This window comes from Prescottella sp. R16 (genome assembly GCF_030656875.1).
Lineage (GTDB): Bacteria > Actinomycetota > Actinomycetes > Mycobacteriales > Mycobacteriaceae > Prescottella.
In genome coordinates this window covers 3,111,210-3,134,267 of sequence record NZ_CP130943.1, presented here as the reverse complement: position 1 = coordinate 3,134,267, position 23,058 = coordinate 3,111,210, and the positions used below count along the sequence as shown (strand labels likewise).

Sequence of the window (23,058 nt, the reverse complement as noted above, 5' to 3'; positions counted from 1 at the left end):
TCAGCCCAGGACGGTGGCGAGGATCCCGGTCAGGTAGCCGAGTCGCGCCACCTCCGACGGGCGGAACTCGGGGCCGCCCGGCCGTCCGAGCAGCAGCACGTTACCGCTGGACCCGAGGGGTGCGGCGGCCAGCGCGGTGTCCATGTCCCGCCACAGCGCCGGCACCCAGTCGTCGTCGGTGTCGAGGACGACGGCGCGTTCGAGTGGCATCCAGGGGGCGTCCGCTGCATGGGTTTCCGGGGCTCCGGGGCTGCCGACCACCCGGTAGGTGCCGCGCGGCCCGGCCGCGAGGACGGTGCACCAGCCCACCCGCAGCACGCGGGGTGCGTTGTCGACGAGCACCTGCAGCCGGTCGGTGCGGGCGGCGGCGACCTGGTCGATGAGTTCGAGTTCGCGATGCGTGTCGAGCATCCCGGCGTACGGGCGAATCGAATCGACGTGCACGTCGGGCAGCTTCTCGGCGGCCGTGATGAGGGCGTCCGGCAGCGACCCGGACTGGACGTCCACGACCAGATCGTCGACGGCGAACCCCGAGCCGCGTTCGACGACGTCCAGCGACAGGATGTCGGCCCCGACCGCGCCGAGCGCGAGCGCGAGCGCGCCGAGGCTGCCGGGCCGGTCGGGAAGCTGGACGCGGAGCAGGTAGGACACGGGTGGCCTTTCCGTTCGGTCTGGTTCGACACTCGGAAGGGACACCGGTCGGCCCCCGCCGTCGTCCATCCTGTCACTCCGAGGCGTCCGCCGGTGGGGTGACGGCCTGCACGGCCGTTCACGGCACGCTCTAGGCTGGTCGGGAACGTTCACTTCCGACCTGAAAGGGGTCACCGAAGGTGCCTGCCATCTCCCGTGACGAGGTCGCCCACCTCGCCCGGCTGTCCCGGCTCGCCCTGACCGACGCCGAGCTCGACGAGTTCGCCGGTCAGTTGGATTCGATTCTCAGCCATGTGAAGGCGGTGTCGGAGGTCGCGGCAGATGATGTGCCGCCCACCGCGAATCCCAACCCCGTCGTCAACGTGACCCGGCCGGACGTCATCGTCCCCGGCCTCACGCCGGAGCAGGCGCTGTCGGGCGCCCCGGCTGTCGAACAGGACCGGTTCGCGGTTCCGCAGATCCTGGGAGAGGGCGAATGAGCACCGATCTGACCCGTCTCGACGCATCCGAACTGGCGTCGAAGATCCATTCCCGCGAGGTCTCCTCGGTGGAGGTCACGCAGGCGCACCTGGACCGCATCGGGCAGGTCGACGGCGAACTGCACGCGTTCCTGCACGTCGCGGGCGAGCAGGCGCTCGTCGCGGCCAAGGAGGTCGACTCCGCGATCGCCGCCGGCGACGCGCCGGTCTCCGCGCTCGCGGGTGTGCCGATCGCGCTCAAGGACGTCTTCACGACCACCGACATGCCGACGACGTGCGCGTCGAAGATCCTCGAGAACTGGGTGTCGCCGTACGACGCGACGCTCACCACCAAGCTGCGCGAGGCCGGCATCCCGATCCTCGGCAAGACCAACATGGACGAGTTCGCGATGGGCTCGTCCACCGAGAACTCCGCGTACGGTCCCACCCGCAACCCGTGGGACACCACCCGCATCCCGGGCGGCTCGGGCGGCGGCTCGGCGGCAGCGCTCGCGTCGTACCAGGCGCCGATCGCGATCGGCACCGACACCGGTGGTTCGATCCGCCAGCCGGCCGCGGTCACCGCGACCGTCGGCACCAAGCCCACGTACGGCACCGTCTCGCGGTTCGGTCTCGTCGCGTGCGCGTCGTCGCTGGACCAGGGTGGCCCGTGCGGTCGCACCGTCCTCGACACCGCGCTGCTGCACGAGGTCGTCGCCGGTTACGACCCGCGCGACTCGACGTCGGTGAACGAGCCGGTCCGCCCGGTCGTCGAGGCGGCCCGCCAGGGTGCCACCGGTGACCTGAAGGGTGTGCGAGTCGGCGTCGTCAAGGAACTGCACTCCGACAGCTACCAGCCCGGTGTCATCGCCTCGTTCGACGCCGCGGTCGAGCAGCTGACGGCGCTCGGTGCCGAGGTCGTCGAGGTGTCGTGCCCCAACTTCCTGCACGCGCTCGCCGCGTACTACCTGATCCTGCCGAGTGAGGTGTCCTCGAACCTCGCCCGCTTCGACGCGATGCGCTACGGCCTGCGCGTCGACGACGGCAACATGAGCGCCGAGCAGGTCATGGCCGCCACCCGCGCCGCGGGCTTCGGCAAGGAAGTCAAGCGCCGCATCATGATCGGCACCTACGCGCTGTCGTCCGGCTACTACGACGCCTACTACGGTTCGGCGCTCAAGGTCCGCACGCTGATCGCCCGCGACTTCGACGCCGCGTACGAGAAGGTCGACGTTCTCGTCTCCCCGACGAGCCCGTTCACGCCGTGGAAGCTCGGCGAGAAGGTCGACGACCCGCTGGCGATGTACCTGTCCGACCTGTGCACGCTGCCGACCAACCTGGCCGGCCACTGCGCGATGTCGGTGCCGTCCGGGGTGTCCGCGGACGACGGTCTGCCCGTCGGCCTGCAGATCATGGCCCCGGCCCTCGCCGACGAGCGGCTCTACCGCGTCGGTGCGGCCTACGAGGCCGCGCGCGGCCCGATCGCGTCGCCCGTCGTGTAACGCCCCCGACGCCCGCGTGCGGCCCGGCATCCTCGACGAGGAGGCCGGGCCGCACGCGTGTTCAGGGGCGGGGTGGTACCCGATCGCCGATCAGTGCCCCCACCCAGCGGGTCGTGGGATCGATGTCGAGCAGAACGGCCTTGACCAGCAACGTCATCGGGATCGCGAGCAGGGCGCCGAGGGCGCCGAGAACCCAGGTCCAGAAGACGAGGGACAGGAACGCCATCGTCACGCTGATGCCGACGGCGTCGCCGACGAACTTCGGTTGGATGATCGACTGGATGACGAAGTTGATCACGCAGTAGACGGCGATCACCCACAGCATGGCGCCGACCCCGCCGTCGAGGAGGGCGAGCAGTGCCGGGGGCACCAGCCCGATCACGAACCCGATGTTCGGAATGTAGTTGGTGATGAACGACAGGACCGCCCACAGGATCGGCAGCGGCACTCCCAGCCACCACAGTGCGGCACCGTCGAGCACGGCCACGATGAGGCCGAAGACGGTGGACACCACGAGATACTGCCGGGTTCCGTGTGCGAACGTCGAAAGGGCGTAAGCGATTTCCGGCCGAGCCTCGGCGACGATCTGCATCTTCTTGCCGATGGTCATGCCGTCGAAGGCCATGAACAGCAGCAGGGCCAGGACGAAGAACAGGTTGGAGAACACACCGAGCAGCCCCTGCAACGCCGACTCGAGCAGCCCGACGATCGTGCCGGTGTCGATGCCGCTCAGCATGTTCTGGATCTGGTCGGAACTCACTCCGGCACCCGAGAGGGTGGACCGTAGCCCGTCGAGCAGTTCGTCGGCGGTGTCCGCGTACTGCGGCAGCTCGGACGCGAGTTGGGCCGCGGACACGACGAGCGCACCGATCAGGGCGACGACGATGGCGTTGACGGCGAGCAGTGCCCCCAGCATGCCGAGCCACGGGGGCAGCCCCCTGCGCTGCACCCAGCCCTGGACCGGTTGCACTGCGATCGTGAGCATCAACGCCAGGAACACCGGCCCGAGAATCCCGGCGAACGTCTTGATGCCGGCGATCGTGACCACCGCTCCGGCGCCGGCCAGCAGCACGATCAGGCCGCGCGGGATCGCCCACTGGGCCGGTGCCAGTGTGGGCACCGGCCCCGGCGGCAGCGTGCGTGTCGACGACGATCTCCGGGAGCGCATCGACATCATCCTCGCCTCCGTGGTCTCGATATCCGTGTTCGCGGACGGTCAGTCCGCGAACACCTCACGCAGCTGGGACTCCTGCTCGTGGGAGAGGTTCGTCGAGATCAGCTCGGCGGACTGCCCCCGGAACTCCTCGTGGACCCGATCGATCGTCGCGTCCGTGGTGAGCACGAACAGGGCGGACGTACCGGGCGTCACCTTGTCCTTGACCTGCGCGATGAAGTCGTTGTCGATCCCGACGTCGGTCATCGCGCCGGTGAGCGCGCCGACCGCGGCGCCGACCGCCGCACCGATGAGCGGAATGAAGAACAGGATCCCGAAGAGCAGCCCCCAGAACGTGCCGCCCAGGGCGCCGGCGCCCGTCACGTTGTTCAACTGGTGTGTTTTCGGCTTCTTCTTGTCCGCGGGCCAGCTGACGACGGCCGCGTCCAGGACCGTGATCAGTTCCTGTTTCTGGAGATCTTCCAACGTTGTGATCGCGGTGTCCGCGCCGGTGGGGGAGTCGAACTTCCACACGGTCAATGTTCCGGCCATCGGTTCCTCCTGGTGGGTCGAAGTCGAGTCACCTCGGACTCGTACGAGACGGTACGGTCCGCGGCGGGCTCGGCACTTCACACCTTTCGGATGAAGTTCCCGCGGCCGCCGGGCGCGGTCACTCGGCCTCGAACAACCCCCGAACGTAGGCGGCCTGACCGAGATGCTGCAGGCAGTCCCCGATCACACTGACCAGTCGCACCGCGGCGGTCACCGGGGGATCCCACCGCCGATCGACGATGCGGTCGAGTTCGTCGGCGGTGAGACCGTCGACGTAGCCGAGCGTGACCCGGTGCACGTCGGCGTGATAGTCGGCGAGCAGTCGGGCGTCGGCGTGCACGAGTCCGACCTGCTCGTCGGTGTGCCCGTAGCCGATGTCGTCGGCGTGGAAGGGCAACGCGAACCGGTCCCGCCACCCGTGGGCCGTCCACACCTGTTCGACTCCGGCCGCCCCGGACACGTGATCGTCCTGCACTCGGGTCAGATGCCACAGCAGCCACGCGATCGAATTCGCTTGCGGCCCGGGGCGATAGTCCGACATCTCGGTCGTCAGCCCCGCGGTGGCGGATTCCACCAGTTCGCGGATCCGCTCGAAGTGGTCCCGCAGGACGGAGCGGGTGGCGTCGATGTCCCGGTTTCCGGTGTCGCCGTTCATGCCTCCACGGTAGAAGCGTCAGCGGGCGTCCGCAGCGGTTCCGCACCCGGGCAGCCGCAGTCCCTGGTCGTCACCGTAGCGGTGCCCGTGCCCGGTGGGGGCGTCGAGTGCGAACACCAGGTCGACGGTGGTCTGGACGAAACTGACGAACGGAATCCATTGCGGGACCGGGGCGTCGATGCGCACCCGGGACAGATCGGGTGCCCGGGTGAGCAGCGTCGGCGACCACCACACGACAGGGTCGGAACTGTTGGCGAGAACGGCCGCCCCGTCGGTGCGGACGGCTCCGGCCGGGGGCCCGGCCCACAGCACACTGCACACGGCGGTCTCGGCGCCCGAGTCGAAAACGGCGCTGCCGCCGATGGATCCGAGGCTCTGCCCGTACACGTGCAGGTCCGGGCGGGTGTCGACGGGCATCGCCGCGATGTGCGCCGACACCGCGGTGAACAGTGCCCGCGCCGACTCCGCGGCGTCGTTCCGCCCGAACAGGAACGTCACCCAGCTCGGTGCGTACGAGTACTGCTGCCCGACGATCGCGACATCGCCGTCGAACCGGCGCTCGATACCGCGGGCGGCCTCACCGTCGATCCAACCGGATCCCGTCGGCACCGCGACGACGACGTGGCCGCGCCCGAAACCGCCGGCCCGATCGAGGTCCCGCACGGCGAGGGCGGCGCGGGACGCGACGTCGGGGGCGGCATCGAGTCCGACGTACGAGCGGACCGCACGCGGATCGGATCCCCCGGTCAGGAACCGCTCCGCTTCCGTGTTCGACGACCGGAAGTGTTGTGCCGCAGCAGTCGTCGCGGCGGGGACGGCGACGAACCAGCCGAGGGCGACGAGTACGCCGCCCAGCGCGATCACCCTCCGACGTCCCAGCCGCCCCAGCCGTCCCAGCCGGCGCGTCCCGGCGGTCACGGCCCGGGCGGCGACGAACCCGGCCAGGCACACGGCCCCTGCCCAGCATTCCACCCGGATCCAGTAGCCGATGTCGGTGCCGGGCAACGCCATCGCCGTCCGTAGCGAGTTCTGCCAGTGGTCGGCGAGCACGGCACCCCACCCCGCGACCACGACGGCGGCGGTCGCGGCGACCGCACGGGTGCCGGGCGATGTCACGGTGCGCCGGCGGCGACGGGCCAGGGTCGCGAGCCCCCACAGCACCGACACGAGCACCCCCGTCAGGATGCCCTGTACCGCGGCGGGGCGGGGCAGCAGCGACGGTGCGAGGGAGATCAGCGTGCCGGCCGACACCGCCAGCGACGTGCTCACCCGGGGGAGGGCGGCGGCACCGACGTGGATTCGGGTGCCGAGCCGGGGCGCGTGTACGGCGCTCATGCGACGGCTCCCACCGTGTCCGCGGCGACCCGTGTCCGGCTCCGGCGGACCCGGCGGGCGGCCGCGGTGAGCGCCCACCCGCCGAGCAGCACCGGCCCGGCGACCAGGCCGTACCGGATCCACGGTTCGTCGATCGGCGCCCCGTACCCCTGCCGCTGCGAGTTGATCGCGACGGCCACGGTCGCGGTGTTCGCCATCGCGAAGCACGACGCCCGGGCGGTGTCCCGCGCCTCGCACGCGTCGTGCATCCGCCGGTCGAGTTGCTCGTCGAGGGCCGTGCGCGCCCACGGGCCGAGGTCGGTTCCGGTCGCGTGCGCGTACCGGAGCAGGTCGTACCCGTAGTCGTGGGCCATGCACGCGATGTCGAACTCGGCGGGCAGGGGAACCGGGGACGAGCAGGCGCCGTTCGGGTTCACCACCATGCCGTCGACGACACGGGGTCGGTAGCCGAACCGGTCGGCGAAGTCGGCGGGCACCGCCGACGGATCCGGTGTGCCGTCGGCGGTCAGCGCCGTGACGGCCAGCGCAACCGGGGAGCCGTCGCGTGCGGGTGTCCCGGCATCGGCGTGCGGTGCGGTCGCGGTGAGAGTCAGGATCGCCGCCCCGGCGACGAGGGCTCCGGCCCAGGTTCTCGTGTGCATGAACCGAACGTTAGGAATGGCCGATACGCTGGAACATCCCTCCGCGGAGCCGATCTCGACCCCGACCGGTGGGGGTGCGGGCGACCGCTCTCACCCTGCGGTATCGGGTCGATCTCACTCCCGGGTATGACGCGCCACGAGCTCCGGGTTCCTAGAGTCGGACAGGTGAATGTCACCCGAACCACCCGCGGTGTGCGGACGCGACTGCGCGGACACGGCACGATCGTCCTCGTCGTGCTGGTCACCGTGATCCTGTACGCGGTGGCGTGGCCGACGCTGCACCTCACGCATCGGGTGCCGCCGCCGGTCCAGCCGATCGTCGCTGCCCTCGCCGCCTGGCCGTTCCTGTTCGTACGCGCGAATCCGGCTCTGGGATGGGCGATCTCGGCGGCGTCGGCGGCAGTGATCCCGGCGGTCTTCGACCTGGTGCCCGATTCCGGCTACACGTATCCGTGGCAGGTCGTGCACATCATCGTGATCATGGCGCTGCTGCTGTCGGTGAGTCTCACCGCCGGTCCGCCGACGGTGCTGGTGGCATGGGCTGCGACGTCGCTGCTGTTCCTGGCCGAGGCCCCCGGCGACGACGGTCGCGGCTGGGCGTTCGGGCTGACCGCGCTCGTGGTGTTCGCGCTGCTCGTCCGCTGGCTGGTGTCGTCCCGCCGGCAACTGGCCGCCGAGGAGGAGACGAGCGAACTCGAGCGGGCCCGCCGCGCGATCCTCGAGGAGAAGGCCCGGATCGCGCGCGACCTGCACGACGTCGTCGCCCACCACATGTCGATGGTGGTGGTGCAGGCGCAGAGCGCCCCGTACCGGTTGCCGGAGGTGTCCGAGGAGACCCGCGCCGAGTTCGAGTCCATCGGGGCGAGTGCGCGGCAGGCCCTCAACGAGATCCGCGGGCTGCTCGGGGTGCTGCGCAGCGACGCCGAGCTCGTCGAACGCGCCCCGCAGCCGGGCACCGCGCAGATCCGGGAACTGCTCGACGGCACCCGGCGGGCCGGGATCGCGTTGTCGTGGGACGTGACGGGGGATCCGTCGGTGCTGTCGGAGCTGTCCGGGCTCGCGCTGTACCGGATCCTGCAGGAGTCGCTCGCCAATGCGGCCCGGCACCGGCCCGGCTCGCACGTCGACGTGACGCTGAACTACGGACCGGACGCGGTGGCGTTGCGTGTCGTCAACGGACCCGCCCGCACCGAGCCCGATCAGACGCTGCCGGTGGAGCATTCGGGTGGCAGCGGCATCACCGGAATGTTCGAGCGGGCCGTCGCGGTCGGTGGCACCCTCGGCACCCGGCCCCTCGACGACGGCGGATTCGAGGTCGTCGCGACGCTGCCGGCGACGTCCCCGGCGAGGCGGTGACGGCTCAGCCGGTGACGTTGCCGGAGAGCCAGTCGATCGTCTGCATCCCGAACAGGTCGGTGCCCCACCCGTACGGGTCGGCGAAGAACCGGCCCATGCTGCAGTCGCTCGGGGCGTACGTGACGTCGGTGCCGCCGGCCCGGTAGCGGGCGGCGAGGTCCCGGGCGTCCTGCGCCGGTACCAGCGACATCGGGGAGTCGTCCTTCTCGCACGACGCGATGAGCACCTTCGACCGCGGTGCCCTGTCGCCGAGCAGATTGTCGTCGTACACGTGCTGGAACTCGGGGATGTCGGCCGGACTCTGCCCGCTCGTGAAGAGCGTCCGCAACGGCACGAACGGCGCCGTGAAGTAGGCGGGTGTCTGGCACTGTGTGCGATACCAGTCGGCCACCTTCTTCCCGACCGGGGTGAGTTTCTCGTCGATCCGCATCTCCGGGTACTTCGGTTCGAGACCGAGCAGTGCCGCGAACGCGAACCCCGAGCCGACGGAGCCGTCGGCCGTGCGCATGAACGTGCGCTGGTCGACGACCATCCCCTCGAGCACCGTCGCGGTGATGTTCAGTTCGGGTGCGTACTCGGCGTGCGATTCGGCCGCGAACGCGGCACCGACACCGCCGCCGGCGATCCCGAACAGCCCCACCGGCACGTCCTTGCGGAGCCCGATCTCGTCGACGGCCGTCGCCGCCCGGATCGCGTCGAGTTGGGTGTGGCCGGCGTACCGGCCCGCGAACACACCGTGCGGGGACAGGTCACCGTTGTTGCCGACGTCGGAGATGACGACCGCGTACCCCTTGCCGAACATCAGGGCCAGCGGTCCCAGTGCCGACCAGGACGCGCCGTCCATCGGGTCGCCGCCGGTCCACTGCGTGCTCGGATGGCAGTAGCCGCCGACGCTGTCGTTGGCCTCCTGGTAGCTGATCAGTCTCCGCTGGTCGGCCGGGGTGCCGTCGTCGGGGACGAGGACGATGCCGGTGCTGATCTCGGGGGTGACGCCGTCGATCCCGGTGGTGACGAACATGATCCGGTAGGCGTCGAGCTTGCCCGGTTTCACTCCGGAGAACAGGACCTCGACGGGCTGCACCTTCAGCAGCGTGCCCGGCTTCTCGGTACCGGTGAGCGCCGGTGCGTCGTAGAACGGCTCGTCGGTGCGCATCCCGGCGTCCATCTCGGCCTGTGTCGCGAGCCGGCCCGATGTCAGCGTGCTCACGACGTATGTGCCGAACACCTCGTCCAGGCCGGCCGTCCGCACCACCGACTGGTCGCTCACGATCGGTGCCGGTGCCGCCGATGCGACCGTGGGCGTCACGAGCGCCGATGCGACCGCTGTCACCCCGGTCAGTGCGCGGACGGAACGTCCTCCCCGAATCCTCATGACACCGTCACCGCCGTGTTCGTGGCCGCCGACTGCAGCATCTGCGGAATGTTGAGCAGGGGCCGGTGGGTTTCGAGTTGTGTCTCGTACGGTGTCCGCAGTTCCGCCTCGAGTTGCGGCCAGTGGTTCTCGACCATGTTCTTGTACTTGGGCAGCAGCTGGGTGGTGATGTAGTCCCAGCGCTCGTCGTACACGGACCAGTTCCAGTCCGGCAGCGGCGTCGTCAGGGTCGCGGTCCGGCCGTCCGGCAGCGTCGTGCCGATCTCGATCGGGTGGAACGACCGCGGCGGGACCACTCCGGCGACCGACGGCGATCCGGCGACGGTGGACAGATAGGTGATCGCGGCGCCGACCGAGCCCTTGTAGTCGCGGACGGTGTCCCACTGGTCGCGGATGATCACCCCCTGCTCACGCTGCAGCAGTGCCGCGTTGCCGCGGGCGATGCGATCGGGATCCTTCGAGGCGACGTCCCGCCACGCGTCCATGATGTCGTCGCCGAACAGTCCGGCGGCGTGCATCTCCTCGAGTGCCGGAATCCCCTCGGTGACATAGGCGCGGTGCATCGGCATCAGGTCCGAGAAGATGTTCTTCTGCATCACCATGATCATGCCGAGGATGTAGTGCAGGTCGTCCCCGGTGATCACGGTGCCGGCGTCTGCGAGGGCACGCAGGCCCTCCGGGAGCGACGCGACGAGGTCCGGTCCCGCGACGTCGGTCGCCGCCTGCACGATCGCGCGCGCCGACTGCTGTACCGCGGGGATGTCGAACCCGTCGGTCAGCAGTTCGAAGTCGATCAGGCCGCCGCCGAAGTCGGCGCCCACCATGCCGCCCATCCCGGCCCACTGCAGTTCGCGGTGCGACAGCTGCAGGTCCTCGTAGAAGCGGTACGACTTGATCAGGTTGTCCCGGTTGGCCTCCACCCCGGCGCGCGGATCCCAGCCCGCGAGGTCGATGCCGGCGGCCTCGGTCGCCTGGACCAGCCAGTACTGGTAGACCAGTGCCCGATAGGTGCTGGGGGCGGCGCCGCTGCTGCGGGCGTCGTGCAGCAGGGCGGTCAGCGCGGCACCGTCGGTGGGCAGGATCGGGTTGACACCGCCCGGGCCCTGCGCGGCGTCCCGGTTCACCAGCGGAAGGTTCAGGTACCGGTCGACATCGCCGGTGGGGGTGGCCGCCGCCGTCCACGTGGTTCCGCCCAGTGCGACGGCCGTGGCGGCGAGGACACCGACGGCCGCTCGGGCGAGCTTCGAGTCCGGCAGGGGTGTGCGTGCAGTTGTCATCCGTCCACTTCCAGCGAATGCCCCGGGGTGTGACCGGGCGAGACGTACTGTTCGGTACAGCATGGGGGACGGGAAGATTGACGTTTCCCGAATTGACGGAAAGTGGTCCGGATCTCACCGATTCGTCGTGTTCGGCGATTCGTCGTGCCCGGCGCTTACTCTGTGACGGTGGCGATCACGGTCTTCATCGCGGACGACCAGGCGATGGTGCGGCAGGGGTTCGGGGCACTGTTGTCCGCGCAACCCGACATCAGTGTCGTCGGTGACGCTCCCGACGGCCGGGTCGCGGTCGCCGAGGTCGCACGGCTGCGCCCCGACGTCGTCCTCATGGACGTGCGGATGCCGGAACTGAACGGCCTCGACGCGGCCCGGGCGATCCTGGCGGCGCCGACGGATCCTCCGGTCCGGGTCCTGATGCTCACCACGTTCGACATCGACGAGTACGTGTACGAGGCGCTCGGGATCGGGGCGAGTGGCTTCATGCTCAAGGACGCCCCCGCCGAGGAACTCGTCCGCGCGGTCCGGGTCGTCGCCGCCGGTGACGCGCTGCTCGCGCCGAGCGTGACCCGCCGGCTGATCGAGGACGCCACCCGGCGCCGGTCGACGCCGCGTCCGCGGCATCCACGGCTCGACACGCTCACCCCGCGGGAACGGGAGGTTCTCGAACTGATCGCGGCCGGTCTGTCGAACACCGAGATCGCGCAGCGCCTGTTCGTCGCCGAACAGACCGTCAAGACGCATGTGGGGAAGGTGCTCGCGAAGCTGGAACTGCGGGACCGGGCACAGGCCGTGGTCCTCGCCTACGAGTCGGGGCTCGTCGTCCCGGGCTGACCCGGCCACACGATCGGCGTGCCGGCGACCGTCGGGGCGGGCAGGATGGCAGGTGCGCCCCAGTCCGTCGACGGAAGGTTGTGCAGCATGACCCGGATCGGCATCCTCACCAGCGGTGGCGACTGTCCCGGCCTCAACGCGGTGATCCGCGGGGCCGTCCTCAAGGGCACCGAGGTCCACGGCCAGGAGTTCGTGGGTTTCCTCGACGGCTGGCGCGGGCTGGTCGACGGCGACGCGATCCCGTTGGACCGCAGCCGGGTCCGGGGCCTGTCCCACGAGGGCGGCACGATCCTCGGCACGAGCCGGATCGGCCCCTACCAGGGCCCGAACGGGGGCGCGGAGAACATTCGGGCCACCCTCGACCGGCTCGGCGTCGACGCCGTCGTCGCGATCGGCGGGGAGGGGACGGCGGCCGCGTCGAAACGCCTCTACGAGGACGGCATCCGGATCGTCGGCGTCCCCAAGACGATCGACAACGACCTCAGCCGCACCGACTACACGTTCGGATTCGACACCGCCGTCGAGATCGCGACCGTCGCGATCGACCGGTTGCGGACCACCGGCAACTCGCACCGCCGGTGCATGGTGCTCGAGGTGATGGGCCGGCACGCCGGCTGGATCGCGCTGCACTCGGGCACCGCGGGCGGCGCACACGCGATCCTCATCCCCGAACACCCGGAGAGCCTCGAACAGATCTGCGCATGGGTCACCAGCGTGCACGACCGCGGACGATCCCCGATGGTCGTCGTGGCCGAGGGCTTCACCCTGCCCGGCATGGGCGAGGTGTACTCGACGAAGGGGCGGGACGGCTTCGACCGCCCCCGGCTCGGGGGCATCGCCGACGTGCTGGCACCGCTCATCGAGGAACACACCGGCATCGAGACCCGCGCGACGATCCTCGGATACGTCCAACGCGGCGGTGTTCCCACCGCGTTCGACCGGGTACTCGCCACCCGGCTGGGCATGGCCGTCACCGACCTCGTCGCCGACGAACAGTGGGGGCACATGGTGGCGCTGCACGGCACCGACATCGCCCGCGTCGGATTCGACGAGGCCCTCGCCGACCACAAGTTCGTGCCCGCCGAGCGCTACCGGGAGATGCGGATCATCTTCGGCTGACGCTCCGCAACCGTCCGACCCGGGCCGTCTAAACTCGTGGACATGACTGCCGCCGTGTCCGCTGACCTTCTCGACTATGACGCCGTTCTCGCGAAGTTCGAGCCCGTACTGGGCATGGAAGTGCACGTCGAGTTGCACACCGCGACCAAGATGTTCTGCCCGTGCCCCACGGCATTCGGTGCCGAACCCAACACGCAGGTGTGCCCCGTCTGCCTCGGTATGCCCGGTGCGCTGCCGGTCGTCAACCAGGCCGCTGTCGAGTCCGCAATCCGGATCGGTCTCGCACTGAACTGCTCGATCACCCCGTGGGGCCGGTTCGCGCGGAAGAACTACTTCTACCCGGACCAGCCGAAGAACTACCAGATCTCGCAGTACGACGAGCCCATCGCCACCGAGGGCTACCTCGACGTCGTCCTCGACGACGGCAGCACGTGGCGCGTCGACATCGAGCGCGCCCACATGGAGGAGGACACCGGAAAGTCGCTGCACGTCGGCGGCGCGACCGGCCGGATCCACGGCGCGAGCCACTCGCTGCTCGACTACAACCGGGCCGGTGTGCCGCTCGTCGAGATCGTCACCAAGCCCATCACCGGCGCCGGTGAGCGTGCCCCCGAGGTGGCCCGCGCCTACGTCGCCGCGCTGCGCGATCTCCTCAAGGCCCTCGACGTGTCCGACGTCCGCATGGACCAGGGGTCGCTGCGCTGCGACGCCAACGTCTCGCTCATGCCGATCGGCGCCGACGTGTTCGGCACCCGCACCGAGACCAAGAACGTCAACTCGCTCAAGAGCGTCGAGACCGCCGTCCGCTACGAGATGCGCCGTCAGGCCGCGGTTCTCGTCTCCGGCGGTGAGGTGATTCAGGAGACCCGGCACTTCCAGGAGGCCGACGGCACCACGTCCGCGGGCCGCCGCAAGGAGACCGCCGAGGACTACCGCTACTTCCCGGAGCCCGACCTCGAGCCCGTCGCCCCCGACGCCGCCTGGGTCGAGGAACTGCGCGGCACCCTGCCCGAGCTGCCGTGGCTGCGCCGCGCCCGCATCCAGAAGGAGTGGGGTGTCTCCGACGAGGTGATGCGCGACCTCGTCAACGCCGGCGCGCTCGATCTCGTCATCGCCACCACCGAGGCGGGCGCCTCTGCCGACGCCGCCCGCTCGTGGTGGGTGTCGTACCTCGCGCAGCAGGCCAACACGCGCGGCGTCGAGCTGGGCGAGCTGCCCATCTCGCCCGCGCAGGTCGCGCAGGTGATCGCGCTGATCGACAGCGGCAAGCTGAACAACAAGGTGGCCCGCCAGGTGGTCGACCGGGTCCTCGACGGCGAGGGCGACCCCGAGCAGATCCTCGAGGCCCACCCGGAGCTCGTGGTGGTGCGCGACGACAGCAAGCTGCAGGCCGCCGTCGACGAGGCCCTGGCCGCCAACCCCGACATCGCCGACAAGATCCGCAGCGGCAAGGTCGCGGCGGCCGGCAAGATCGTCGGCGACGTCATGAAGGCCACTCGCGGCCAGGCCGATCCGGCGCGCGTCAAGGAGCTCGTGCTCGCTGCGTGCAGCTGATGTTCCGGCTACTGTAGCGCCGCATGAGCGCTGCAGTAGCCACGTCACTGTTCTGGATCGTCGCTGCCGCAGCGATCGCGCCCCTGATCGCGGGATCGTTGCGGCACAAGCCGATTCCCGAAGTCGTACTGCTGCTGGTGGCCGGTATCGTGATCGGCCCGTACGCCCTCGATCTCGCACAGGTCGATTCCGAGATCGGGATGCTGCGTGAACTCGGGCTCGGCATGCTGTTCCTGCTCGCCGGCTACGAGATCGACCGCGACGAACTGACCGGCCGCGGCGGACGCCGGGCCCTGGTGACATGGCTGGCGTGCCTGGCACTGGCGTTCGCCGTCGTCGGTGCCCTGGCGGCGGCAGGACTGGTGCATTCGGAGATCGCCGTCGCGATCGCGCTCACCTCCACCGCGCTGGGCACGCTGCTCCCGATCCTCAAGGACCGCAAGCTGATCGGCACCCCGGTCGGCCGGGCGGTCCTCAACCACGGTGCGGTCGGCGAGATCGGCCCGGTCGTCGCCATGGCGATCCTCCTCGGGGCGCGTGGGGCCGTCGCGTCCCTCGTCGTCCTCGCGGTGTTCGCGGTGGTCGCCGCCGTTGTCGCGGTGCTACCGACCCGGATCCTGCGAGAGGGCACCGCACTGCTCGCCGTCGTGCGACGCGGCTCGGACACCACCGGCCAGACGTCGGTTCGGCTGGTGATGTTGCTCCTCGTCGCCCTCATCGCGGTGGCCGCGGTGTTCGACCTCGACATCATCCTCGGCGCGTTCGCCGCCGGATTCATCCTGCGGCGCACCGTCCCGGACGGTGACGAGCAACTCGAACACAAACTCGACGGCCTCGCGTTCGGGCTGCTGGTCCCGATCTTCTTCGTCACGTCCGGCATGGCGATCGAGGTGTCCGCGGTGGTCGGGGAACCGCTGGTCCTGCTGGCGTTCCTCGCCCTGCTCGTCGTGGTGCGCGGACTGCCGGTGTTCGTGGCGTCCCGCACCGACCGGGCCTCCGGCCTCGACACCGGCGGGCAGGTACAGGTGGCGTTGTACGCCACCACCGGGCTGCCACTCATCGTCGCCGTCACCGGGGTGGCCGTCGACGCCGGCCAGATGTCGAACGCCACCGCGTCGATCCTCGTCGCTGCCGGGGCGATCACCGTCCTGGTGCTGCCGCTGCTCGCGAACGCGATCGTCAGTCGGGACCGCCGCCCCCGGACGACATCGGCAGCTTGACGACGCGGTCGTCCGTCGGAACCGGTTGCCCGCCCGCCTTGTTCACCGTCGCCGACCAGATCCGGCCGTCCGCGTCGATGGCGGCGGCGCCGAGCCGACCGTAGGCGTTCTCCGCGAGCAGTGCCGGCGCCGACGTCACCGTGCCCGTGTCCCGTTCGATCTCGAGCAGCGCCATCGCCTGCCCGTCGGTCAATGCGACCGCGACCGCCCCCGGCCCCGCCGCGCAGCCCGCGACACCGGGCTTGTCGGGCCACGTCCAGGCCGGCGCACCCACCGTGCCGTCGGCGCGGACCCGCTGCAACCGGTCCTCGACGGCGGTGCGGTCCGTCACCCAGATCGCACCGCGCGGGTCGATGCACACGTCGCCGGCCGTCCCGATCCCGGACAGCACCACTGCGGGCCGGGGCGGATTCGGATTCGACGTCAGGGACGTCACCTTCAACAGTTTCCCGGCGAGCGAGCCGGGATCGGTGGCCGCCGCCGGATCGCCGGCGTCCCCGGTGAGCACCATCAGTTCGTTCGGTGTCGCGAACGCGAGCGCGCCCGCGTTGCCGCCCGCGCCACGCGGAATGCCGGTGAGCACATCCTTCGGGATGTCGCCCGGTGCGATCCGCACCACCCGATTGTCCGACGGCGTCGTCACGTACGCGTAGATCAGATGGTCCTCGTCGAACGTGGGGGACAGGGCGATGTCGAGCAGTCCGCCGTCCGTGGCGCCGTCCACCGGGATCCGTGCGATCTCGGCCGGCTGCTGCTGCGGCGCCACCCGCAGGATGCGTCCGGTCCGCCGTTCGGCGACGAGCGCCGAGCCGCCGGGCAGGAGCACCAACCCGGAGGTGGTGTCGAGGCACGTTGCGACCACGTTCGGATCGGGGTCGAAACACGGGTCGTCGGGGATCGTCGGTTCCGCCGCCGACGACGGTGCGGCCGGGGACTCCGGCTGCACCTCGGCACCCGGATCGAACGTCGGTTCGGGGGTGAACGGCGACGACGCGGCATCGTCGAAGCGGGCGCAACCGGTGAGGGTCAGGGCCGCGATCGCTCCGATCATCGCGACACGTCCCAGGGTCCGGCGCGGTTCTCCCGTCGTCATGGTTCACGACGTTACGCAAAGGACGATCGGTGAGTGTCGCGCGGTGGCTGTGACCGGCACGCCGGACCGCGCTCCCGGGCGACTCGGACGAACAGCCCTAGGCTGCAGGACGTGACGGACAAGCCGAGTGACACCCCGGGCACGGGATCCGCGCCCAGCCCGTACGACCAGCCGACCGGACGTTTCCCCGTCGTGTCGAATCCGGCGGGGCGGCCGCTGGCCCACACCGACGAGGACCTCGACTTCGGTGCCCTCGACGGCCTGCCCACCGAACAGATCCCCACATACCGGCCCGCCGCGAGTCCGATCCCGGCACCCCAGCCGGCCGGGGACGATCTGCCGACCGCAGTGATCGACCGCACCGAACCGGCGACGGAGGCGTTCGCCGAACAGGCGTCCGCGACCGAGCCGATCCGGGCCGCGGCACCCGTGCCGCCGGAACAGTTCACGCCGACCACCGCGGCACCCGTCGTCGTGCCTCCGGCCGCACCCGCCGCGGAGGTGGGTCGCGGAACCCTCGACGTCGGCCTGCTGATCCTGCGGCTCGCGGTCGGTGGCACTCTGCTGGCACACGGCCTGCAGAAACTCACCGGATGGTGGAACGGGCCCGGGCTCCTCGGCTACCGCGACGATCTCGCGGCCGCCGGATTCGACCAGGCCCGCATCCTGGCAGTGGCCGGCGGTGTCGGGGAGGTCGCCGGCGGGCTGCTGCTGATTCTCGGGCTGATCACCCCCGTCGCGGCGGCCGCCGTCCTCGCCGTGATGATCAACGCGTGGTGCCTGAAGCAGTCGGCGGTACCCGGCCTCGAATACTTCGCCCCCGACGGCATCGAATACGAGACGGTTCTCGCTGCCGGTGCCGCCGCGATCGCCCTCACCGGCCCCGGCCGCATCGCCCTCGACGGACGCCGGAGCTGGGCCACTCGACCCCGTGCCGGATCGGTACTGATCCTGCTCGCCGGTATCGCCGCCGGACTGGCCGTGTGGTTCGTCCTCAACGGTGCCAATCCGGTGATCTGACGCCCCCCATGAGTCGAAGGGACCCTTTGTGCGCTCGGAGCGCACAAAGGGTCCCTTCAGCTGTCGAGAGAAGTGCCTACGGCACGTAGCGCACGGCGCCCTTGTCGGCCGAGGTGGCCAGGGCGGCGTAGGCGCGCAGCGCGGTGGTGACGGTGCGCTGACGGTCGACCGGCTGCCACGGACGCTCGGAGGCTTCCATCTTGGCGCGGCGCGCGGCGAGGGTCTCGTCGTCGACGAGGACCTCGAGCGTGCGGGTCGCGACGTCGATGCGGATCTGGTCGCCGTCCTCGACGAGGCCGATCACACCGCCCGACGCGGCCTCGGGGGAGATGTGGCCGATGGACAGGCCCGACGTGCCACCGGAGAAGCGGCCGTCGGTGATGAGCGCGCACTCCTTGCCCAGGCCGGCGCCCTTGAGGAACGCCGTGGGGTGCAGCATCTCCTGCATGCCCGGGCCGCCCTTGGGGCCCTCGTAGCGAACCACGATGACGTCGCCCGGCTTGATCTGCTTCTGCAGGATCACCGAGACGGCCGCCTCCTGTGACTCGACGACGACCGCCGGGCCCTGGAAGGAGAACAGTTCCTCGTCGATGCCGGCGGTCTTGAGGATCGCGCCGTCGACGGCGATGTTGCCGCGCAGCACGCACAGGCCGCCCTCGACGGTGTAGGCGTGCTCGAGGTCGCGAATGCAGCCGCCCTCGGCGTCGGTGTCCAGGGACGACCAGCGGTTGTTCGTCGAGAACGGCTCGGTGGTGCGGACGCCGCCCGGTGCCGCATGAAAGAGCTCGATCGCCTCGTCGGACGCCTTGCCGGAGCGGATGTCCCACGTGTCGAGCCACTCGTCGAAGCTTTTCGTGTGGACGGTGGAGACGTCGGTTTCCAGCAGGCCGGCGCGGCGCAGCTCACCCAGCAGTGCAGGGATGCCACCGGCGCGGTGCACGTCCTCCATGTGGTAGTCCGAGTTGGGGGAGACCTTGGACAGGCACGGCACCCGACGGCTGATCTCGTCGATGGTGGACAGATCGAAGTCGACCTCGCCCTCCTGCGCCGCGGCGAGCGTGTGCAGGACGGTGTTGGTGGAGCCGCCCATCGCGACGTCCAGTGCCATCGCGTTGCGGAAGGCCTTGGGGGTGGCGATGTTCCGCGGCAGCACGGACTCGTCCTCGTCGCGGTAGTAGCGCAGCGCGGCCTCGACGACGGTGGTGCCGGCGCGGGTGAACAGGGCGCGGCGTGCCTCGTGCGTGGCCAGCGTCGAACCGTTGCCGGGCAGGGCCAGGCCGAGCGCCTCGGTGAGGCAGTTCATCGAGTTGGCGGTGAACATGCCGGAGCAGGAGCCGCACGTGGGGCAGGCGCTGCGCTCGACCTCGTCGAGGCCTTCCTCGGACACCGCATCGTTGGCGGATGCGGAGATCGCGGTGATGAGGTCGGTGGGGGCCTGGGCGACGCCGCCGACGACGACGGCCTTGCCGGCCTCCATCGGGCCGCCCGAGACGAACACGGTCGGGATGTTCAGGCGCATCGCGGCATTGAGCATGCCGGGGGTGATCTTGTCGCAGTTGGAGATGCAGACGAGGGCGTCGGCGGTGTGCGCGTTGGCCATGTATTCGACGGAGTCGGCGATGATCTCGCGGCTGGGCAGGGAGTACAGCATGCCGCCGTGGCCCATCGCGATGCCGTCGTCGACGGCGATGGTGTGGAACTCGCGGGGCACGCCGCCGGCGGCGCGGACGGCCTCGGCGACGATCTCGCCGACGTTCTTGAGGTGGACGTGTCCGGGGACGAACTGCGTGTAGGAGTTCGCGATCGCGACGATCGGCTTACCGAAGTCGGAGTCGGTCATACCGGTGGCGCGCCACAGCGAGCGGGCGCCGGCGGCGTTGCGTCCGACGGTGGTGGTGCGTGACCTGAGCGGGGGCATGGGCGTTTCCTTCGTCGATCAGCGGATCTCGTCATCTCCGGGGAGCGGGGACGTCCTGGTGGGACGCTACTCTCGCGCGCCGGTCAGTCGGTATCCGACTCCTGGTCGGTAGTTTCGGTCTTCGCTGCGGCCGTGGCGTCCTCTTCGCGGGCTTTGCGGCGGGTGGCCTCGCGGGCTGCGGCGTACGGGTCGGTGACGCGGCCACCGCTGGCCGCGGCGAGTTGTGGGAGCCGTCCGAACGTGACGGTGGGCAGGGACACCTCGGTGCCGTCGAGGAGGTCGGCGCGGGCCCAGCCACGCTTCGGGAAGCGGAACCCCTTGATCTGATCCCACGATATGGATGTCGAGGAGAAGGCGTGCCGCAGCTCCAGGCCGTTCGGGGTCACGGTGGTGCGAACCCGCAGGACCCAGGCACCGACGAGGAACGGGATCAGCAGCATCCAGCTGAACGCGGCGGGCCACCCCAGGACCGGGAAGCTGATACAGAACAGCAGAAAGATGCACGCGATCAGGGCGAGCGGCGAAATCCGGATGACCTGTCGGTCTTCGTCGGGGATGTGGGATGATGGCTGCGGTGGCACGGGCTGCTGCGGAGTGGACACCTCACCATCTTCTCATTGCAGCCGATACATCTCACATTCTGGGACAGCGCACTCACCAAAGTTGACTGTCTACGAATCGCGCGCCTACCGTCGAGCGCGTGAAGCAGAATGAGTTGCTCGTACTCGGCCGGCGCGTCGTCGCCTGAGCCGGTTGCTGCAACTCGCCAGATAACGACGCGCCACCCTCGTACAGCTGATGCTGACGAGGGTTTTTTGTTGCCCGGAGCCAGAATCAAGAGGTTTTTCCAGTGAGCGCACCAACCGCACGGCCTCAGCCGTCGCCGCGCAAGTCGGGAACAGCAGGCCCGACTGCCGCCGCATCGACCAATCGACGTCAGCTCGCCCCCGAGCGGGTCACCGGCGCGCAGTCCGTGGTCCGCGCGCTCGAGGAGCTCGAGGTCGACACCGTCTTCGGTATTCCGGGCGGTGCGATCCTTCCGGTGTACGACCCGCTGTTCGATTCGCGGCGGGTCCGGCACGTCCTGGTCCGGCACGAGCAGGGCGCGGGTCACGCCGCGACCGGCTACGCGCAGGCGACCGGCAAGGTCGGCGTGTGCATGGCCACGTCCGGTCCCGGCGCCACCAACCTGGTCACGCCGCTCGCCGACGCCCAGATGGATTCCGTTCCGGTCGTGGCGATCACGGGTCAGGTCGGCCGTGGGCTGATCGGCACCGACGCCTTCCAGGAAGCCGACATCTCCGGCATCACGATGCCGATCACGAAGCACAACTTCCTCATCACCGACGGTCTCGACATCCCGCGCATCCTGGCCGAGGCGTTCTACCTCGCGTCCAGTGGCCGCCCCGGTGCCGTGCTCGTCGACATTCCCAAGGACATCCTGCAGGCGCAGACCACGTTCTCGTGGCCGCCGGAGATGCACCTGCCCGGCTACCGTCCGGTCACCAAGCCGCACGGCAAGCAGGTCCGTGAGGCGGCCCGGCTCATCGCCGAAGCCAAGGCCCCGGTCCTGTACGTCGGTGGCGGTGTCATCAAGGCCGACGCGTCCGCCGAGCTGCTCGAACTGGCCGAGCTGACCGGCATCCCCGTCGTCACGACGCTCATGGCCCGCGGCGCTTTCCCCGACAGCCACCAGCTCAACTGCGGCATGCCGGGCATGCACGGCACGGTCGCGGCCGTCGCTGCGCTGCAGAAGAGTGATCTGCTGATCACGCTCGGTGCCCGGTTCGACGACCGCGTCACCGGCCGGCTCGACTCGTTCGCGCCCGATGCGAAGATCGTCCACGCCGACATCGACCCCGCGGAGATCGGCAAGAACCGGCACGCGGACGTGCCGATCGTCGGTGACTGCAAGGAGGTCATCGCCGAACTGATCGAGGCGATCCGGGCCGACATGGCGACGGGCACGTCGTTCGATCTCACGGCGTGGTGGGCGTACCTCGACGACATCCGCGGCACCTACCCGCTGTCGTACGACCGTCCCGCGGACGGCACGCTGTCGCCGCAGTTCGTGATCCAGGCCGTCGGCCGGCTCGCCGGTCCGGACGCGATCTACTGCGCGGGCGTCGGCCAGCACCAGATGTGGGCCGCCCAGTTCGTGAACTACGAGAAGCCCCGCACGTGGCTGAACTCCGGCGGTCTGGGCACGATGGGTTACGCCGTGCCGGCCGCGATGGGCGCCAAGATGGGCATGCCCGACCGTGAGGTGTGGGCGATCGACGGTGACGGCTGCTTCCAGATGACCAATCAGGAACTCGCGACGTGCGCCGTCGAGGGTGTGCCGATCAAGGTCGCGCTCGTCAACAACGGCAACCTGGGCATGGTCCGTCAGTGGCAGACCCTGTTCTACGACCAGCGCTACTCGAACACGAACCTCGGCACGCACGGCACCGTGCGCATCCCCGACTTCGTCAAGCTCGCCGAGGCCCTCGGCTGTGTCGGTATCCGGGTCGAGCGCGAGGAGGACGTCGAGGACGCGATCCGCACCGCGCAGTCGATCAACGACAAGCCCGTCGTCATCGACTTCATCGTCGGCAAGGACGCCCAGGTGTGGCCGATGGTCGCGGCCGGTACCGGCAACGACGAGATCATGGCGGCCCGCGGCATCCGTCCGCTGTTCGACGAGGACGAGGCTGCCGACGACCCCGCCGTCATCCACGACGTCATCGCGGAAGCGACCGAACGCAACCAGGTCGAGTCCGACACCGAAACCGGAGAGGAACGCCAGTGAGCACCAGTCACACCCTCAGTGTTCTCGTCGAGGACAAGCCGGGCGTGCTGGCCCGAGTCGCGGCCCTGTTCTCCCGCCGCGGCTTCAACATCGAGTCGCTCGCCGTGGGCGGCACCGAGGTTCCGGACATCTCGCGGATGACGATCGTCGTGACGGTCGAGGAGTTCCCGCTCGAGCAGGTGACCAAGCAGCTCAACAAGCTCGTCAACGTCATCAAGATCGTGGAGCAGGACACCGAGGCGTCCGTCGCCCGTGAACTGATCCTGGTCAAGGTGCGCGCGGATGCGAGTGTGCGCTCGCAGGTGATCGAGACCGTGAACCTGTTCCGTGCCAAGGTGATCGACGTGTCACCGGAGTCGCTCACGATCGAGGCGACCGGTACCCGGTCGAAGCTCGACGCGCTGCTGCGCATGCTCGATCCGTTCGGTATCCGGGAGATCGTGCAGTCCGGTGTGGTGGCGGTCGGCCGTGGGCCGAAGTCCATCACGGCAACCCGCTAGAACCGTCGCACCGGCGACAACAGACAATCAAGCGTTCATTGAACCCAGAGGGAAGGTAAG

21 protein-coding genes are annotated in these 23,058 nt (G+C 69.9%); 10 read left to right on the top strand and 11 right to left on the bottom strand.

Annotation, left to right across the window (positions count from 1 at the left end; genetic code table 11):
- The gene (locus Q5696_RS14660; protein WP_305092047.1) at positions 1–651 is read right to left on the bottom strand and encodes an ACT domain-containing protein; all 651 of its coding nucleotides are present in this window, start codon (positions 649–651) and stop codon (positions 1–3) included.
- Between the two features lie 179 nt (positions 652–830).
- Between Q5696_RS14660 and gatC the strand changes: the two genes are divergently transcribed.
- Positions 831–1,130, top strand: coding sequence for an Asp-tRNA(Asn)/Glu-tRNA(Gln) amidotransferase subunit GatC (gene gatC, locus Q5696_RS14655; RefSeq protein ID WP_305092046.1), 300 nt, complete (start codon positions 831–833; stop codon positions 1,128–1,130).
- Positions 1,127–2,611, top strand: a complete 1,485-nt coding sequence (gene gatA / locus Q5696_RS14650; RefSeq protein WP_305092045.1) for an Asp-tRNA(Asn)/Glu-tRNA(Gln) amidotransferase subunit GatA — start codon at positions 1,127–1,129, stop codon at positions 2,609–2,611. Before gatC ends, gatA begins: the two co-directional genes overlap by 4 nt.
- Before the next feature lie 61 nt (positions 2,612–2,672).
- Here gatA and Q5696_RS14645 read toward each other — a convergent pair whose 3' ends face one another.
- The 5 genes from Q5696_RS14645 to Q5696_RS14625 all read right to left on the bottom strand — a co-directional run bounded on the left by Q5696_RS14645 (position 2,673) and on the right by Q5696_RS14625 (position 6,947).
- Positions 2,673–3,779: an AI-2E family transporter gene (locus Q5696_RS14645; RefSeq protein ID WP_305092044.1), complete on the bottom strand. Its 1,107-nt coding sequence runs from the start codon at positions 3,777–3,779 to the stop codon at positions 2,673–2,675.
- A 48-nt stretch (positions 3,780–3,827) separates the two neighbouring features.
- On the bottom strand, positions 3,828–4,316 hold the full coding sequence (locus tag Q5696_RS14640; protein ID WP_305092043.1) for a DUF1269 domain-containing protein: 489 nt from the start codon (positions 4,314–4,316) through the stop codon (positions 3,828–3,830).
- A gap of 118 nt (positions 4,317–4,434) precedes the next feature.
- The gene (locus Q5696_RS14635; RefSeq protein ID WP_305092042.1) at positions 4,435–4,971 is read right to left on the bottom strand and encodes a mycothiol transferase; all 537 of its coding nucleotides are present in this window, start codon (positions 4,969–4,971) and stop codon (positions 4,435–4,437) included.
- Between the two features lie 18 nt (positions 4,972–4,989).
- On the bottom strand, positions 4,990–6,306 hold the full coding sequence (locus tag Q5696_RS14630; RefSeq protein WP_305092041.1) for an alpha/beta-hydrolase family protein: 1,317 nt from the start codon (positions 6,304–6,306) through the stop codon (positions 4,990–4,992).
- The gene (locus tag Q5696_RS14625; protein WP_305092040.1) at positions 6,303–6,947 is read right to left on the bottom strand and encodes a hypothetical protein; all 645 of its coding nucleotides are present in this window, start codon (positions 6,945–6,947) and stop codon (positions 6,303–6,305) included. Before Q5696_RS14625 ends, Q5696_RS14630 begins: the two co-directional genes overlap by 4 nt.
- Before the next feature lie 126 nt (positions 6,948–7,073).
- Between Q5696_RS14625 and Q5696_RS14620 the strand changes: the two genes are divergently transcribed.
- Entirely contained in the window at positions 7,074–8,303 is a 1,230-nt protein-coding gene (locus Q5696_RS14620) for a sensor histidine kinase (protein ID WP_370654797.1), read from the top strand.
- Between the two features lie 4 nt (positions 8,304–8,307).
- Here Q5696_RS14620 and Q5696_RS14615 read toward each other — a convergent pair whose 3' ends face one another.
- Positions 8,308–9,675: a lipase family protein gene (locus Q5696_RS14615; protein WP_305092038.1), complete on the bottom strand. Its 1,368-nt coding sequence runs from the start codon at positions 9,673–9,675 to the stop codon at positions 8,308–8,310.
- The gene (locus Q5696_RS14610; protein WP_305092037.1) at positions 9,672–10,952 is read right to left on the bottom strand and encodes a hypothetical protein; all 1,281 of its coding nucleotides are present in this window, start codon (positions 10,950–10,952) and stop codon (positions 9,672–9,674) included. Before Q5696_RS14610 ends, Q5696_RS14615 begins: the two co-directional genes overlap by 4 nt.
- Before the next feature lie 168 nt (positions 10,953–11,120).
- Here Q5696_RS14610 and Q5696_RS14605 point away from each other — a divergent pair, with 168 nt between their 5' ends.
- From Q5696_RS14605 to Q5696_RS14590, 4 genes are all read left to right on the top strand, one after another.
- Positions 11,121–11,783 (top strand): response regulator, encoded by a 663-nt coding sequence (locus Q5696_RS14605; RefSeq protein ID WP_305092036.1) that lies wholly within the window; start codon positions 11,121–11,123, stop codon positions 11,781–11,783.
- An 87-nt stretch (positions 11,784–11,870) separates the two neighbouring features.
- A complete protein-coding gene (locus tag Q5696_RS14600) occupies positions 11,871–12,902 on the top strand; it encodes an ATP-dependent 6-phosphofructokinase (RefSeq protein ID WP_305092035.1) in 1,032 nt (343 codons plus the stop codon).
- Between the two features lie 42 nt (positions 12,903–12,944).
- Positions 12,945–14,456 (top strand): Asp-tRNA(Asn)/Glu-tRNA(Gln) amidotransferase subunit GatB, encoded by a 1,512-nt coding sequence (gatB, locus tag Q5696_RS14595; protein ID WP_305092034.1) that lies wholly within the window; start codon positions 12,945–12,947, stop codon positions 14,454–14,456.
- 23 nt (positions 14,457–14,479) lie between these two features.
- On the top strand, positions 14,480–15,676 hold the full coding sequence (locus Q5696_RS14590; RefSeq protein WP_305092033.1) for a cation:proton antiporter: 1,197 nt from the start codon (positions 14,480–14,482) through the stop codon (positions 15,674–15,676).
- On the opposite strand, the gene Q5696_RS14585 is transcribed toward Q5696_RS14590, so the two are convergent.
- Positions 15,636–16,769 carry a PQQ-dependent sugar dehydrogenase gene (locus Q5696_RS14585; protein WP_370654796.1) on the bottom strand — a complete coding sequence of 378 codons (1,134 nt, stop codon included), beginning with the start codon at positions 16,767–16,769 and terminating at the stop codon, positions 15,636–15,638. The genes Q5696_RS14590 and Q5696_RS14585 overlap by 41 nt on opposite strands.
- 111 nt (positions 16,770–16,880) lie before the next feature.
- Here Q5696_RS14585 and Q5696_RS14580 point away from each other — a divergent pair, with 111 nt between their 5' ends.
- Positions 16,881–17,789, top strand: coding sequence for a DoxX family membrane protein (locus Q5696_RS14580; RefSeq protein ID WP_305092032.1), 909 nt, complete (start codon positions 16,881–16,883; stop codon positions 17,787–17,789).
- Positions 17,790–17,865: 76 nt separating this feature from the next.
- On the opposite strand, the gene ilvD is transcribed toward Q5696_RS14580, so the two are convergent.
- Together ilvD and Q5696_RS14570 are read right to left on the bottom strand one after the other, a co-directional pair.
- A complete protein-coding gene (gene ilvD / locus Q5696_RS14575; protein ID WP_305092031.1) occupies positions 17,866–19,707 on the bottom strand; it encodes a dihydroxy-acid dehydratase in 1,842 nt (613 codons plus the stop codon).
- Between the two features lie 83 nt (positions 19,708–19,790).
- Positions 19,791–20,288: a PH domain-containing protein gene (locus tag Q5696_RS14570; RefSeq protein ID WP_305095303.1), complete on the bottom strand. Its 498-nt coding sequence runs from the start codon at positions 20,286–20,288 to the stop codon at positions 19,791–19,793.
- A 269-nt stretch (positions 20,289–20,557) separates the two neighbouring features.
- Between Q5696_RS14570 and Q5696_RS14565 the strand changes: the two genes are divergently transcribed.
- Both Q5696_RS14565 and ilvN read left to right on the top strand, forming a co-directional pair.
- Positions 20,558–22,498 carry an acetolactate synthase large subunit gene (locus tag Q5696_RS14565; protein WP_305092030.1) on the top strand — a complete coding sequence of 647 codons (1,941 nt, stop codon included), beginning with the start codon at positions 20,558–20,560 and terminating at the stop codon, positions 22,496–22,498.
- Positions 22,495–22,998 carry an acetolactate synthase small subunit gene (ilvN, locus tag Q5696_RS14560; protein ID WP_305092029.1) on the top strand — a complete coding sequence of 168 codons (504 nt, stop codon included), beginning with the start codon at positions 22,495–22,497 and terminating at the stop codon, positions 22,996–22,998. Before Q5696_RS14565 ends, ilvN begins: the two co-directional genes overlap by 4 nt.
- Positions 22,999–23,058 lie beyond the last annotated feature (60 nt).

Bases quoted from the DNA above. Each gene is read 5' to 3' on its own strand.
- gatA (WP_305092045.1), top strand. From the start codon at position 1,127: ATGAGCACCGATCTGACCCGTCTCGACGCATCCGAACTGGCGTCGAAG.
- Q5696_RS14645 (WP_305092044.1), bottom strand. From the start codon at position 3,779: ATGCGCTCCCGGAGATCGTCGTCGACACGCACGCTGCCGCCGGGGCCG.
- Q5696_RS14620 (WP_370654797.1), top strand. From the start codon at position 7,074: ATGACGCGCCACGAGCTCCGGGTTCCTAGAGTCGGACAGGTGAATGTC.
- ilvD (WP_305092031.1), bottom strand. From the start codon at position 19,707: ATGCCCCCGCTCAGGTCACGCACCACCACCGTCGGACGCAACGCCGCC.
- Q5696_RS14615 (WP_305092038.1), bottom strand. From the start codon at position 9,675: ATGAGGATTCGGGGAGGACGTTCCGTCCGCGCACTGACCGGGGTGACA.
- Q5696_RS14585 (WP_370654796.1), bottom strand. From the start codon at position 16,769: ATGACGACGGGAGAACCGCGCCGGACCCTGGGACGTGTCGCGATGATC.
- Q5696_RS14625 (WP_305092040.1), bottom strand. From the start codon at position 6,947: ATGCACACGAGAACCTGGGCCGGAGCCCTCGTCGCCGGGGCGGCGATC.
- Q5696_RS14600 (WP_305092035.1), top strand. From the start codon at position 11,871: ATGACCCGGATCGGCATCCTCACCAGCGGTGGCGACTGTCCCGGCCTC.
- gatB (WP_305092034.1), top strand. From the start codon at position 12,945: ATGACTGCCGCCGTGTCCGCTGACCTTCTCGACTATGACGCCGTTCTC.
- Q5696_RS14590 (WP_305092033.1), top strand. From the start codon at position 14,480: ATGAGCGCTGCAGTAGCCACGTCACTGTTCTGGATCGTCGCTGCCGCA.
- Q5696_RS14630 (WP_305092041.1), bottom strand. From the start codon at position 6,306: ATGAGCGCCGTACACGCGCCCCGGCTCGGCACCCGAATCCACGTCGGT.
- Q5696_RS14610 (WP_305092037.1), bottom strand. From the start codon at position 10,952: ATGACAACTGCACGCACACCCCTGCCGGACTCGAAGCTCGCCCGAGCG.
- Q5696_RS14635 (WP_305092042.1), bottom strand. From the start codon at position 4,971: ATGAACGGCGACACCGGAAACCGGGACATCGACGCCACCCGCTCCGTC.
- Q5696_RS14640 (WP_305092043.1), bottom strand. From the start codon at position 4,316: ATGGCCGGAACATTGACCGTGTGGAAGTTCGACTCCCCCACCGGCGCG.